This is a genomic window from Leucobacter tenebrionis (assembly GCF_019884725.1).
Classification (GTDB): domain Bacteria; phylum Actinomycetota; class Actinomycetes; order Actinomycetales; family Microbacteriaceae; genus Leucobacter; species Leucobacter tenebrionis.
Map to the genome: position 1 here is coordinate 1,870,824 of NZ_CP082322.1, position 12,559 is coordinate 1,883,382.

General features: G+C 64.6%; 14 protein-coding genes. 6 read left to right on the forward strand and 8 right to left on the reverse strand.

Going from position 1 to position 12,559, the window contains the following annotated elements:
• The first annotated feature begins 7 nt into the window (after positions 1-7).
• Together KVY00_RS08645 and KVY00_RS08650 are read left to right on the forward strand one after the other, a co-directional pair.
• Positions 8-535 carry a VOC family protein gene (locus KVY00_RS08645; RefSeq protein WP_223042587.1) on the forward strand — a complete coding sequence of 176 codons (528 nt, stop codon included), beginning with the start codon at positions 8-10 and terminating at the stop codon, positions 533-535.
• A 28-nt stretch (positions 536-563) separates the two neighbouring features.
• A complete protein-coding gene (locus tag KVY00_RS08650) occupies positions 564-1,274 on the forward strand; it encodes a GntR family transcriptional regulator (RefSeq protein ID WP_223042588.1) in 711 nt (236 codons plus the stop codon).
• 16 nt (positions 1,275-1,290) lie between these two features.
• Here the strand turns inward: KVY00_RS08650 and KVY00_RS08655 are convergent, their stop codons facing one another.
• From KVY00_RS08655 to KVY00_RS08675, 5 genes are all read right to left on the reverse strand, one after another.
• Complete coding sequence (locus KVY00_RS08655) at positions 1,291-2,178, reverse strand: alpha/beta hydrolase (protein ID WP_223042589.1); 888 nt, start codon at positions 2,176-2,178, stop codon at positions 1,291-1,293.
• Positions 2,175-3,239 (reverse strand): hypothetical protein, encoded by a 1,065-nt coding sequence (locus tag KVY00_RS08660; RefSeq protein ID WP_223042590.1) that lies wholly within the window; start codon positions 3,237-3,239, stop codon positions 2,175-2,177. Before KVY00_RS08660 ends, KVY00_RS08655 begins: the two co-directional genes overlap by 4 nt.
• Before the next feature lie 82 nt (positions 3,240-3,321).
• A complete protein-coding gene (locus KVY00_RS08665; protein ID WP_223042591.1) occupies positions 3,322-4,230 on the reverse strand; it encodes an N-acyl homoserine lactonase family protein in 909 nt (302 codons plus the stop codon).
• A gap of 123 nt (positions 4,231-4,353) precedes the next feature.
• Entirely contained in the window at positions 4,354-4,884 is a 531-nt protein-coding gene (locus KVY00_RS08670; protein WP_223042592.1) for a flavin reductase family protein, read from the reverse strand.
• Between the two features lie 56 nt (positions 4,885-4,940).
• Positions 4,941-6,143, reverse strand: a complete 1,203-nt coding sequence (locus KVY00_RS08675) for an acyl-CoA dehydrogenase family protein (protein ID WP_223042593.1) — start codon at positions 6,141-6,143, stop codon at positions 4,941-4,943.
• Between the two features lie 162 nt (positions 6,144-6,305).
• Between KVY00_RS08675 and KVY00_RS08680 the strand changes: the two genes are divergently transcribed.
• Positions 6,306-6,956 (forward strand): cupin domain-containing protein, encoded by a 651-nt coding sequence (locus KVY00_RS08680; protein WP_223042594.1) that lies wholly within the window; start codon positions 6,306-6,308, stop codon positions 6,954-6,956.
• A gap of 316 nt (positions 6,957-7,272) precedes the next feature.
• On the opposite strand, the gene KVY00_RS08685 is transcribed toward KVY00_RS08680, so the two are convergent.
• The 3 genes from KVY00_RS08685 to KVY00_RS08695 are packed head-to-tail and all read right to left on the reverse strand — an operon-like array spanning position 7,273 to position 10,072.
• Complete coding sequence (locus KVY00_RS08685) at positions 7,273-8,247, reverse strand: alpha/beta hydrolase (RefSeq protein ID WP_223042595.1); 975 nt, start codon at positions 8,245-8,247, stop codon at positions 7,273-7,275.
• Positions 8,248-8,253: 6 nt separating this feature from the next.
• The gene (locus tag KVY00_RS08690) at positions 8,254-8,640 is read right to left on the reverse strand and encodes a RidA family protein (protein ID WP_223042596.1); all 387 of its coding nucleotides are present in this window, start codon (positions 8,638-8,640) and stop codon (positions 8,254-8,256) included.
• Positions 8,641-8,692: 52 nt separating this feature from the next.
• Positions 8,693-10,072: a M24 family metallopeptidase gene (locus tag KVY00_RS08695; protein WP_223042597.1), complete on the reverse strand. Its 1,380-nt coding sequence runs from the start codon at positions 10,070-10,072 to the stop codon at positions 8,693-8,695.
• A 118-nt stretch (positions 10,073-10,190) separates the two neighbouring features.
• Between KVY00_RS08695 and KVY00_RS08700 the strand changes: the two genes are divergently transcribed.
• The 3 genes from KVY00_RS08700 to dcd all read left to right on the forward strand — a co-directional run bounded on the left by KVY00_RS08700 (position 10,191) and on the right by dcd (position 12,531).
• Positions 10,191-11,063, forward strand: coding sequence for an NAD(P)-dependent oxidoreductase (locus KVY00_RS08700; protein WP_223042598.1), 873 nt, complete (start codon positions 10,191-10,193; stop codon positions 11,061-11,063).
• Between the two features lie 121 nt (positions 11,064-11,184).
• On the forward strand, positions 11,185-11,898 hold the full coding sequence (locus tag KVY00_RS08705) for a helix-turn-helix domain-containing protein (RefSeq protein WP_223042599.1): 714 nt from the start codon (positions 11,185-11,187) through the stop codon (positions 11,896-11,898).
• A 27-nt stretch (positions 11,899-11,925) separates the two neighbouring features.
• Positions 11,926-12,531 (forward strand): dCTP deaminase, encoded by a 606-nt coding sequence (gene dcd, locus KVY00_RS08710; RefSeq protein ID WP_223042600.1) that lies wholly within the window; start codon positions 11,926-11,928, stop codon positions 12,529-12,531.
• Positions 12,532-12,559: the final 28 nt, after the last annotated feature.

Below are 12,559 nucleotides of genomic sequence, written 5' to 3' on the forward strand. Positions count from 1 at the left end.
AGCCAACATGCCACTACCGGGACTGCGCGGAACGGACCACATCGGCTTCACCGTTCCCGACCTCGACCAGGCCGATGACTTCTTCGTGCGCGTCATCGGCTGCGAACGGATCTACTCGCTCGGGCCGTTCCTGCGTGGCGAGGACGACTGGATGGCGGATCAGCTCGGCGTGCACCCCCGCACCGTGATGCGTCGGCTCAACTTCTACCGCTGCGGCTTCGGCACGAACTTCGAGGTGTTCGAGTACGAGGCGGCCGACGAGCAGCGCCCCCAGCCCCGCAACAGCGACCTCGGCGGGCACCACCTCGCGTTCTACGTCGACGACTTCGACGCCGCGCTCGAGTACCTGCACGCGGAGGGCGTCGAGATCATGGGCGAGCCCGTGCACAGCTCGAACGCGAGCGAGGGCCAGCGCTGGGTCTATTTCCGCTCGCCGTGGGGCATGCAGTTCGAGCTCGTGAGCTACCCCGACGGCAAGGCGTACGAGAAGGACGCCCGAACTCTTCTCTGGCACCCCGCCCATCCGCAAGACTGAGAGGGCAGGCGTTCAGAGAGGCTTTCCCATGACCCATCCAGTGCTTTCCGATCCAGCGTTTTCCGATTCGGCCCCAAGCAGACCCCGCGAGGGCGATGCCGGGGAGCGGATCGCGGGGCGCCTACGCCACGAGATCCTCTCCGGCGCACTCGGCCCGGGCGCGCGGATCCGCCAGGAGGACCTCGCCGAGCGCTTCGGCGCGAGCCGCGCGCCCGTGCGCGAGGCGCTGCGGATCCTCGTTCACGAGGGACTGGTCACCACGGTCGCGAATTCGGGATCCTGGGTCTCCCGCCTCACCCTCGCCGAGTGCGAGGAGATCTACCAGATGCGCGAGCGGCTGGAACCGCTGCTGCTGCGGTACAGCGCGCCGTCACTCACCGAGGAGGACTACGTCGAGCTCGAACGGCTCGCCGCCGAAATCGACGACATCGCGCACGCCGGCGACATCGACCGCTTCCTGCAGCTCGACCGCGCGTTCCACCTGGCGAGCTATTCCCGGGCCGAGACGCAGCAGCTCAGCGACCTCATCTCGAAGCTGTGGAACAGCACGGCGCCGTACCGCAGGGCGTACGTCGCCACCTGGTCGGCGGAGCAGCGCCGCATCGCGAACGACGAGCACAACATCCTCATCGCCGCCCTGCGGGACGGCAACGTTGCCGAAGCGGAGCGCGTACTCACTGGCCACATCCGCCGCACGCGCCGCCAGCTCACGAAGCATCCAGAGATCTTCAGCGCGTGAGCCGGCGGCAGCCTGGTCAGCTGTGGCCACCCTGCTCGAGCAGAGCCATCAGCCTTTCGACCAGTTCGCTTCCCGGCTCTCCGAAAGCCTCCAGCTCGTCGAAGTGGTTCAGCCCCTCGCGCGCCCAGAGCTCCGCTTCGAGTCCGGCGCCTCTCCACGCCGCGTAGAAGTCCTCGGACTGCCTCGCGAACTCCGACGGCTGATCCACCCCGTATGTGATGAGCAGGGGCGGTGCCGAGCGGGGAAGGCCGAGCTGCGGGCTGTTCCGCAGGATCTCCTCGCCGGTGAAGCGGAAATCCTGCTGCATGGAGGTGAACGCGAGCGGCCGCAGATCGTACAGGCCGCTGATCGCGCACCCGGCGGTAATGCAGTCCGGAGCCATGCCGTACTCGGCTTCCCAATCGGTGTCGAGCAGCATGGCCGTCAGATGGCCACCCGCCGAATGCCCCGAGACCAGAAGGCGTTTCGGGTCGCCTCCGTACTCGGCGATGTGGTCATGCACCCAGGCGACCGCCGCCCGCATCTGACGCACGATCTCGTCGATCGTCACGCTCGGCAGGAGAGCGTAGTTCGGAATGACCACAGTCGCACCGCGAGAGACAAGGCCAGGGGCCACAAGGCTGAACTCCTTACTCGTCAGTGTTCTCCAGTACCCGCCGTGAATGAAGATGACGACCGGCCCGCCGGGTTCTCCGGGAAAGATGTCGAGCGTCTCCGCGCGAGTGGGCCCGTAGGAGATGTCGAGTTCGCAGCGTAGGTCTCGCCTCGCCCGTTCGCTGGTGTTCACGAAGAAGTCGACGTACACGCCGAAGTCCTCCACAGCGCCTTCGACGTCGTACGCCGCGTCGAGCTCCAGTCTGTCCGCGAAGACAGCTCCGTTCGATGCTCGATAGAACTCACTCATGATCCGACCTCCGATGATTCTCGTGTTGCGCGGTGCTCATCACCGGCCGTCTCAGGCTCCGAGCCCGCGAGAGGCCACCGATCGAACACTGCGACATGCACGATCGAGAAGGCGGCGATGAGATTGAGGCACACTCCTGCGACCCATAGCTCGATCGGAGGCACTCCGGCACCCGCCGCCGGATAACCGATGGACCCCAAGCCGACCAGCATCGCGTAGAGGACGGCTGCGATCGTCAGCGCGAGCGCTACCCGCCCGATCTGGGCGGGTGCACCGGTGCCACCGGTGAATGGCCAACCCGAGAAGAGAATCTCGATGAGGATCACCGCCGCAATCACGGCGGCTGCCACGGCGGAGATGATGTTGCCGTTCAACCCGAGGAGTTGCAGCCCCCAGTGCAGCAGCAACCCGCCGGCGATGCTGAAAACGTTCACCACAATGAAACGGAGCCATGCGCTGCGAATCCTGACGAAAGGATCGCCTTTGAGAAGCACAAAGAACACCATTTGAATCACGCAGATGCTGAGCAGAATCGCGGGCCAGTCCAGCGCGTACACCGGCCCATACCCCGAGAGAGGGGGAGCGGGCGGTCGACCCGGGCCGTCGTCCCAATTGAGCAGGAAGAAGTATTGGGCAAGACCCAGTATCCACGCTGTCGCGATGGCTGCCCACCCGGCGGCAACCGGCCGGAGATTCGTGAAAGGCATCCGACCGGTAACGAAGGTCAGTTGCAGCGCGGCGACGAACACGCCGGCACCGAGCACAAACGCATAGGGGAAGATCCCATAGGATCCCGCGACGCCGAAGATACCGGCCACATCGAGAGCTCCCGTGGCGAGCTGACCCACCGCGGTCAATACCAAAGTGGAGATGACCAGGAATGCAAATCGAGCCCACCCTCCGGCACTGCGGCCGAGGGCGGTGAACGGCCAACCGTTCCACCAGAGCGTCGCAATGATGAGCACGGGCAGGCCGAAGGTGATGGCGGTGATGGTCGTCGTCAGCGCGGCCACTCGGCCAGGGACGAGCCCGAGCGCGAGAACCGTGATGACAACGAACACGAGTCCTGCGATTCCGAGAAGAGGCTGTCGGGTGCTGCGAGTCCGTGGGGCATGATCTGATGACATGTTTTCCACCTAGCGATCAGGCCAGGAGGCGAGGCGCGTTGGCGGGCATCCGAGAGCTTTCACTCTCTCGAAGGTTGACCTCGGTGATCGAGTTGCCACTCTCGGAGACCCATGAGCGATATCGCTGGGAGATCTCAGGATCGTGACCGGGGATGATCCTGGTGGTTTCGCGTTTGAGTTCGCTCTGCAGCGTGCGGTACAGATTGATGAGATTGAACGAATTGCCCTGGCCGTATCCGGGCGCCCACATCTTTTCGATGTTGGAGTACCAGTAGACAGTATCGCCGGCAACGACATACGGACCATTCTGCGTCTCCACCTTGAACCACTGAGAGCCGAAGGTGTGCGAATCCCTGGCAAGACGCGCAGTCACACCGGGGAGCAGCTCATCGTCTCCGTGCACGAAACGGATTCTCCCGTCGGCGATACCCTGCGCCGCGCGTGCCAGGTCCTGCGGGTCGAAGGACGAGAAGATCCACGCCTTCTCCTCTTCGGAGTTCATCTGATTCGCCGCGTCTACGGCATTCGACCAGCCCGCATACTCTTCGAACTGCACGTAAAGCTGAGCGTTCGGGAAGGCTTCGAAGTTCCCCATGTGGTCGAAGTGCATGTGGGAGACGAGGATCACGTCCACGTCTTCCGGAGTGAAGCCCAGGTTTCCCAGCACCTGGGCCGGGCTCTCCCAGTTCGAGAACGCATACCGGTCGAGCCAGTAGTCGTTCCTGAAACCGCAGTCTACGAGCGCGACATGCTGCTTCCCTCCGACCTCGCCGCCGACGATCAACGTGTAGAGCATGGGAATGCGGATGATCCCCTGATTGCTGAAGAGACCCGATCCTCCGAAGAAGTCATGCGGCATATCCGCATGACAGAATTCGAGCGAATAGATCGTCCAGTCAGTTGTCCGGGAAGCGGATGCAGTCATATGTGACATGTTGGCGACACCTTTGTCTGAGTTGAAGTGGGGAGTTGGGCCGGGTGCCCGCTGTTCGATCGGATTCAAACAGCGGGCATCCGGATGCGGCACAACGCCGAGAAGCACAGCGGCTCAGGGAAGCTGCGTGTGGTCTCCGATCGAATGCCAGGTCCGGTTGTGATAGACGAGAGGACTCTCGTCCGTGTCCTCGCGTCCCTCTCGCGGCTTCGCCTCAAGCGCCTCTACGATCACGAGCACCGACCCGTTGATCTCGAACAACCGCGCCACGCGCCCCCGCAACCACTCGGTGGCGTTGGGATAGTAGGGCTCGCCCGTGGGCAGCCGACCCCACTCCACGTCGTCGCCGAAGCGGTCCGCGCCCGACCGCGCACCGAGGCGTGCGAGATCGACCTGATCCGATGCGATCAGGTGCACGACGACCGTCTCCGCCTCACGGATGGTCGGCGTCGCCGACGACAGCGGTGAGGCGGAGAACACCAGCGTCGGTGGGTCGATGGCGACCGACGACATCGAACTGACCGTCATCGCCACGGGTCCGTTGCCCGCGTCGGCCGTCACCACGGCGACGCCAGCGGGGTGGTGACGGAAGGCGAACTTGAAATCGTCCGCGGTTACTCTGCTCTTCTGAGCGGTTGCAGTCATGAGCTGTTCCTTGATCTTCTTATGCTTGTGCGCGCATCCGGGTTCGTGGCCGACCGTCAGACGACGGGCAGCACCTTCGACGCCTCTTCCTGGCGGCCGAAGACGATCTTCCCGAATGCTTCGTAGCCGCTCGCGCTGAGGGTGTGGCCATGACGGCTTGCCGTCGCCTGGTCGCGCCAGATCCGCTGCAGCGGAGAGGACTCCGCAAACCCCGCCGAACCGTGAGCGGTGACGAGGGAGTCGATGACGTTCGTGATCGTCTCCACGATCCACCCCGCCTTCGCCCGCATCTCGATTCGCTCCGAATACGGGGCGTAATAGTCGCGGGCCGCGCCGTCGTAAATCTCGTCGGCGATATCCGCGGCCAGGAGTTCCGCCGCATCCAGGGCGATGCTGGCCTTGGCCACCGCGAGCTGGAACGACACGGCGTCGGCCTGCTTCTCATATCCGGTGTAGGCGATCGCCTTCGTCTCAGCCTTCGCGATCACGAAGTCGAGCGCCGCGCGGCCCATGCCGAGGTGCGGCCCGATGAGCTTCATGAACAGCGAAGGCACGAAGACCGTGTTATAGCTCTGCTCGGGGTTGTCACCGAGGTAACCGCCCTCGACCGCCGCGGTCAACGGCATCACCCGGTGCTCTGGCACGAAGACGCCGTCCGCGATCTGCATGACGCTCCCGCTGCCCCTCATACCGGCCACATACCAGTTATCCTCCATCGACAGGTCGGCTGTCGGGATGAGGGCTAGCCCGGCGTCGGTCACCGCCCCGCTCTCGTCCGTCAGCGGGATCCCGAGCAGGGACCAGGTCGCGTGCTGACTGCCGGTACCATATCCCCACTTGCCCGAGACTCGGTACCCGCCTTCTACGTGCTCGGCCGTGGACGAGGTTGCGAGCACGATGGAGATGAAGGCTTCGGTGCCGTTCGGACCCTCCCAGACATCGCGCTGAGCCTGCTCCTGCATCAGGCTCACAACCCACGCGCCGGAGTCCAGGATTCCGTGGATCCAAGCCGCGCTCCCGTCGCCTCGGCCGATCGCACGCGCGACCGCGTGCGCCTCGCGGGTGTTCGCGGCAAAACCGCCGAACTTCGTCGGAACGGAGATGTTGAAGGCCCCCGTGGCGGCGATCGCATCGAACGTTTCATCGCTGAGCCGTCGCAGCTGATCGCTCTCGCGGCCGCCCGCAACGAGCTGAGGGCGGATTGCGTCGATCCTGTCGACGATCGCCGCGATCTCTGGGCGGATTCCGAGTTCTGACATTTTCACTCCAGACTGTCTGTTCGACCTTGAATGACACACCGCGGTGTTTAGTACAGATTCACATAACCGTCGACCGGTGTCAATAATAGATGAACATTTTTCGACCTTCGGTAGGGTGGGCTTAACATCGAAACCCGTCGGAGTTCTGGAGTGAGGTCAGATATGCACGATGAGCTGGGCAAGGGGCTGCGCCGCCAGCGCGAGGCGCGAGGCCTGAGCCTGCGCTCGGTAGCGACCGCCGTCGGCGTCTCGGCGAGCATGCTCTCGCAGGTCGAGACCGGCAAGCTCCATCCGTCGGTCCCGAAGCTCTTCGAGATCGCCGCCTACCTCGAGATCTCCGTCGATTCCCTGCTCGGCCTCCCCTCGGGCGAAGAAGCGGGGCCGTCCCGGCTCGCGGTCGAACGAGCCGTCCAGCGCCGAGAGGCGGCGCCTCGCATCGACATCCAGAACGGGGTCACCTGGGAACGCCTCGCCTCGGCCGCGGACGAGAACGTCGAAGCCCTGCTCGTGACCTACGACCCCGGCTCCTCGAGCTCGATGGACGGTAAGCTCATGCGGCACGCTGGACGGGAGTTCGGTTACGTCCTCGAGGGCGAGCTGACGTTCCGCCTCGGCTTCGAGACGATGGTGCTGCGGAAGGGCGACTCGTTCTCCTTCGACGCCCAGCGGCCCCACGTCTTCACGAACGAGAGCGGGGCCGCCGCTCAGGGGATCTGGTACGTCCTTCCGGAGCAGACCTCACCCTCGCCGACCTCTGAGGCAGGCGCAGGTCAGGTCACACAGGCCCTTCGTGCACTCCAATCGGGGATGTGATCCTTGCACCGCGTTAATGCGGAATGAACACCGGCCTATCCAGTTCAGTTCAGTTCAGACGTCGCGTCCCGTCATCGTCGCGAACACCGGCGAACGCAGCGAGTTGCGCGATCAGTTCGTGCGGGAGGCGATCGAACTCCTCATCGCCACTCGACCGCCGTGGATGAGGACCACGACGATCGAGCAGGCGGCGCTCCATTCCCCGACCAGACATTCACAGTGAGGGCGTCCTCGCCCTGCGGATCGGCACGGTCACCGCTGTCGGCTCACTCGTCAAGAGAGCGACCCGTCTTAATCTTCTGTCAGTCGCCCGACCTCACCGTGCGCACACAGGATTGGACGACTCAGCGGAGTCAAGAGACTCATCTAGGTACTCGAATACAGCAGTGGCGATAGGGGTCCATGCTTCGGTGCACGGGTCGACGACATCGAAGTGGTTCGCCCCATCCAACACAATGAGGTCGAGAACATCGCCCTCGGTCTCTCCTCTTGTCTTGTAACGTTCCTGGCTTTCGAGCCGCCATGGGCTGTCATCACTTCCAATAACAAGCGTCTGCGGTATCCCTCTCGGGAACAATTCAATAGGAGAAACCTCAGTGGCCAGCCTGCCCAGCTCTTCTCCATTTCCAACGCCGACCACCTCCAGAATGTCAGTGCGCCCAGCACTATAGGCATACTCGAGATCCAGCACTCCAGCCAAGTCCACGATTCCCCTCACTGGCAACGGATCGGAATCCAAGAGTTCACTGTCTTGCGGTAGGTTCTGACGACCTGCCGCCCAAGCGGCTAGATGCCCTCCGGAGGAATGCCCCAGCAGGACGATACGTTCGGCGTCAATTGGATAGTTCTGTGCGAGCTGCCGGGCAAAATCGATTCCGTTCGAGACATCATGAAACATGCCTGGATAACCGCCGCCGGGGTTGTTCAATCTTCGGAACTCGATGTTCCAGGTAGCAACACCGGCCTCGGTGAGCGCTTCGGCCAGAGGCTCCATATAGTCGAGTGTGAAGCTCGACTCCCACTGCCCGCCGTGGATCAGAATCACCAACGGTGAATCTTTCCCTGTCGCACCATCAGGGAGTCGAAGATTTCCGAAAGTGAGCGGATGCTCGTCATAGCGCACTCTGGCATCTGGCGCTCGTGTCGGAACCATTTCAACGATGTCCAACTCGCTCAAGTGGGAGAACGGCTTCGATTCGATGACGGCTTCCTTATCCGGCGGCTGCTGACAGCCCATCAGCGTGACCGTGCCCAAGAGACTCAGTACGATCCGGGCTATTCCGCGCTTCATGGATCCTCAGACCGCGGCGACCGCATCGATCTCGATGGTGGCGCCGTTGTACAGCGAGTACACGCCGATCACGGTGCTCGCGGAGGGCTCCGGAGCGTCGACGATGCGGTCGCGGGTCGAGCGCCAGATCGCCAACTTCTCCTGGTCGAGGTGGGTGATGTAGACGTTGACGCGCACCAGATCCTCGTACCCGACGTTCTGCGCGTCGAGCGCACGCTTCAGTTCGGCGTAGGTCAGTTCGATTGCGCGCTCGAAGCTCTCAGGCACCGAGCCGTCCGCTTCGAAACCGACCTGGCCGGAGATGAAGACGAGGTCTCCCGAGGAGACCCTGACGCTGTCCGAGATGCCCGGGACGACGGGTGCGGGCTGACGCTGGATTCGATCGTTGTTCATCGATTGCTCCTGACTCGATTGGATGTATTGAATGTACGCGCGAGGGTGAAGGTCAGCCCTCGCCGCGCCCCCACGGGGTATTGAGGTGCGACTGCGAGTCTCGCATCGTAGGCAGTTCGAAGCCGACCGCGTGGTACCTCGGGCCGGCGACGAGCAGCTCCTCCGCCGGGAACTTGGTGATGACCTCGCACCCGTCTGCCGTGACCACGACTTCCTCCTCGATGCGCGCCGCGCCGATGCCGTCAGCCGAGGGCCAGTAGGTCTCCAGCGCGAAGACCATTCCCTCCTCGAGCACCTCGGGGTGGTCGAACGAGACGAGCCGCGAGAAGATCGGCTTCTCCCAGATCGACAGCCCGACACCGTGGCCGTACTGCAGAGCGAACGCGGCCTCCTCGTTCGGGAAACCGAACTCCTCGGCCTTCGGCCAGACCGCCACGATGTCGGCCGTGGTCGCCCCCGGCTTCACGAGAGCGATCGCGCGATCCATGTACTCGCGCGCCCGCTTGTAAGCGTCGACCTGCGCCGGCGAGGCCGAGCCGACCGCGAACGTGCGGTAGTAGCAGGTGCGGTAGCCCTGATGAGAGTGAAGGATATCGAAGAACGCGGGATCGCCGGGTCGGATCAGGCGGTCCGAGAACACGTGCGGGTGCGGGGAGCAGCGCTCGCCCGAGATCGCGTTGACGCCCTCGACGTACTCCGACCCGAGGTCGTAAAGCACCTTCGACACGAGGCCAACAGTCTCGTTTTCGCGCACGCCGGGCTTGAGGAAGCGGTAGAGCTCATCGTAGGCGGCGTCAACCATTGAGGCTGCCTGGGTGAGGAGCTGAATCTCCTCCTTCATCTTGACCGCACGGGCGTTCAAGAAGACCTGCTGACCATCGACGACGGAAATGCCGGCCTTCTGCAGAGCGATGAGGATCGGCATCTCCACGATGTCGACGCCGAGCGGCTCGTGCAGCAGACCGAACTTCTCGAGTTCGCGCCTGACCTTGCGCGCCACCTCGTCTGCGATACCCGCATCGGGGTGGAAGGCGCCGCGGAGGGTCGAGATGCCGGCCCGGGCGCCGGACTCCAGGCGCGGCTTCACCGCGCCGTGGTGAGGTTGGTGCGGATCGGCGTCCATCTCCGTGGTCGTGGTGTGCAGCCACGGGTTGTAGAGATCGTGGTGCTTCGCGGCCGATCCAAAGTCCCAGACGATCGGGTCGCTGTTGCGGGTGACCAGCGAGAATCTGATGGCCTTGTCCATCGCCCAGGTGCCGATGTGCGTCGCCGACATGTAGCGGATGTTCGAGAAGTCGAAGGCGAGCAGCGCGCCGAGGTCCGAGCGATCGAGTTCCGCGCGGAGCCGCGACACCCGCCCGTCGCGGAGCGCATCCCGATCGATGCGCGTCTCCCAGTCCACGTCGTTCATACCGAAAGTCGGAATCGCCATCAGGTACCACACCCTCATCGTTGCTCATGGGACGGAGATCGAACTGCACTACTGCACATCCTGTTTAGTTAGACTAAACTGTCTGGAACGGTATTCGCAAGCGTGAAAGCGGGGAATCATGGGAATCGCAGTCGGCTTCATCGGTCTGGGCACGATGGGATCCGCGATGGCACTCCGGATCGCCCAATCCGACCACAAGTTGCTCGTCTGGAATCGGACCGCCGGGAAGGCCGACGAGCTCGTCTCGGCTGGCGCGCGCGAGACGAGCACCCCCACCGAGGTCTTCGAACGCTCTGACATCGTGCTCTCCATGCTCGCGAACGACGCAGCCGCCGATGCCGCGTTCTCCGAGGACGCGCTGCAGCGGGGTTCAGGCACGCTGCACGTGAACATGGCCACGATCAGCCTCGCCATGTGCCGAGAGCTCGCTGAACGCCACCGCGAGCACGGCGTCGGCTACATCGCCGCGCCTGTCCTCGGGCGGCCGGACGTCGCGGCGGCCGGGCAGCTGAACATCGTGGCCGCGGGCGAGGAAGCGCTCGTGGATCGCGCGGAGCCGATCCTCTCCCTCCTCGGCAAGCAGGTCTGGCGGGTCGGCGACGACCCCGCGCAAGCGAGCCTCGTGAAGATCGGCGTGAACTACAACCTGATCCACGCTCTGCAGGCGCTCGGGGAGTCGCTCTCCCTCGTCGAGCACGGCGGTGTCGATTCCCGGACCTTCGTGGACATTCTGACCGACACGGCGTTCACGGGTTCGGCCTACCGGGGATACGGCGGCATCATCGCGCAGCGCTCCTACCACCCGGCCGGATTCCCGGTCGCGCTCGGGCTGAAGGATCTTCGCCTCGCCACTGCGGCCGCGGCCGAACTCGGCGCGGCCCTCCCGACCGCGCCGGTCATGAACGAGGTCTTCGACGCCGCCCTCGCAGATCCGGATCTCCGAGATGCCGACTGGTCCGCGATCGCCGAGATCATCCGGCGCGCCGAGTAGCGGAGGCTCCTACCCTCCGCGGGCAGCCCCGATCCGAGCGAACGGCATCCGCTCTGGCTACACTGAACACAGCGCGTCGCCGACCGCGGTTCCGCGATCTGATTCAGGAGGCTCCTCGACCATGTCCGATTCCATCGGCGCCCGTCTCAGGGAGGCGCGCGAGGCGCGGGGCATGAGCCTACGGGCACTCGCGTCCTCCATCGGCGTCTCTCCGAGCCTGCTCTCTCAGATCGAGACGGGCAAGACCAAGCCGTCGGTCAGCACGCTCTACTCGCTGGTCTCGGAGCTCGACATCTCCACCGACGCCCTACTCGGCCGCGACGACCGGCCCCCGTCCGTGGAGGCGGCGGCGCCCGCACCCGCCCCGGTCGCGCCGCAGCTCGCGACGACCTTCGCTCACCAGCGGTCCGAAGAGAACCCGACGCTCGAGATGGACAACGGCGTCAGATGGGAGCGCCTCGCTGTGCTCGACGACGCCGATGTCGAGGCGCTCCGCGTGACCTATCAACCCGGAGCATCGAGTTCGATCGAGGGTCATCTCATGCGCCACTTCGGCGTGGAACACCTCTACCTCCTCAGCGGCGAACTCACCCTCCAGCTCGAATTCGACACGCACCTGATCCACGCCGGCGACTCGATGGTGTTCGATTCGCAGCGCCCGCACCTCTTCGTCAACCGCGGTTCCGCCCCCGCGGTCGGCATCTGGTACATGGTGGGACGGGCCGCCGCGGCGCACTCCGCCTCCGCGGGATCGGAGGAGGTGCTGCGGGACCACCACTCCGCGGGCGCTCCGCTGAACTCCGCAGTCGACGTTCTCCGCGCCTTCCGGGACTGACCACCGCTCTCCCCTAGAATCGTTCCCGTGCTGCTCTCCGATCACGACATCAACGCCGAACTCGAGTCCGGGCGCATCGGTCTGACGCCGACCGATTCCGAGATGGTGCAGCCGTCGAGCGTCGATGTACGCCTCGACCGCTACTTCCGACTCTTCGACAATCACAAGTACGCGGTCATCGACCCGGCGGAAGAGCAGCCGGAGCTGACCCGCCTCATCGAGGTCGATCCCGCCGAGGGGTTCATCCTGCACCCGGGCGAGTTCGTGCTCGGCTCGACCTTCGAACGGGTGAGCCTGCCCGACGACATCGCCGCGCGTCTCGAGGGCAAGAGCTCGCTCGGCCGCCTCGGGCTGCTCACCCACTCGACCGCGGGCTTCATCGACCCGGGCTTCGAGGGACACGTCACGCTCGAGCTGTCCAACGTGGCCACGCTGCCGATCCGTCTGTGGCCCGGCATGAAGATCGGGCAGCTCTGCTTCTTCAAGCTCTCGTCGCCCGCCGACCGCCCCTACGGCGCCGGCGCCACCTTCTCGCGCTACCTCGGACAGCGCGGCCCCACTGCCTCGCGCTCGCACCTCAACTTCCATCGCGCCGATGTCACCCTGACCGAGGAGGGCGCCCCGGGCGAGTAGCCCGAGGCGCCCGTAGCCGGAACCTCAG

Excerpts from the sequence above, each read along its gene's own strand:
- KVY00_RS08655 (WP_223042589.1), bottom strand. The coding sequence starts at position 2,178 with ATGAGTGAGTTCTATCGAGCATCGAACGGAGCTGTCTTCGCGGACAGA.
- KVY00_RS08665 (WP_223042591.1), bottom strand. The coding sequence starts at position 4,230 with ATGACTGCATCCGCTTCCCGGACAACTGACTGGACGATCTATTCGCTC.
- KVY00_RS08645 (WP_223042587.1), top strand. The coding sequence starts at position 8 with ATGCCACTACCGGGACTGCGCGGAACGGACCACATCGGCTTCACCGTT.
- KVY00_RS08650 (WP_223042588.1), top strand. The coding sequence starts at position 564 with ATGACCCATCCAGTGCTTTCCGATCCAGCGTTTTCCGATTCGGCCCCA.
- KVY00_RS08695 (WP_223042597.1), bottom strand. The coding sequence starts at position 10,072 with ATGGCGATTCCGACTTTCGGTATGAACGACGTGGACTGGGAGACGCGC.
- KVY00_RS08705 (WP_223042599.1), top strand. The coding sequence starts at position 11,185 with ATGTCCGATTCCATCGGCGCCCGTCTCAGGGAGGCGCGCGAGGCGCGG.
- KVY00_RS08685 (WP_223042595.1), bottom strand. The coding sequence starts at position 8,247 with ATGAAGCGCGGAATAGCCCGGATCGTACTGAGTCTCTTGGGCACGGTC.
- KVY00_RS08675 (WP_223042593.1), bottom strand. The coding sequence starts at position 6,143 with ATGTCAGAACTCGGAATCCGCCCAGAGATCGCGGCGATCGTCGACAGG.
- KVY00_RS08680 (WP_223042594.1), top strand. The coding sequence starts at position 6,306 with ATGCACGATGAGCTGGGCAAGGGGCTGCGCCGCCAGCGCGAGGCGCGA.
- KVY00_RS08700 (WP_223042598.1), top strand. The coding sequence starts at position 10,191 with ATGGGAATCGCAGTCGGCTTCATCGGTCTGGGCACGATGGGATCCGCG.
- KVY00_RS08690 (WP_223042596.1), bottom strand. The coding sequence starts at position 8,640 with ATGAACAACGATCGAATCCAGCGTCAGCCCGCACCCGTCGTCCCGGGC.
- KVY00_RS08670 (WP_223042592.1), bottom strand. The coding sequence starts at position 4,884 with ATGACTGCAACCGCTCAGAAGAGCAGAGTAACCGCGGACGATTTCAAG.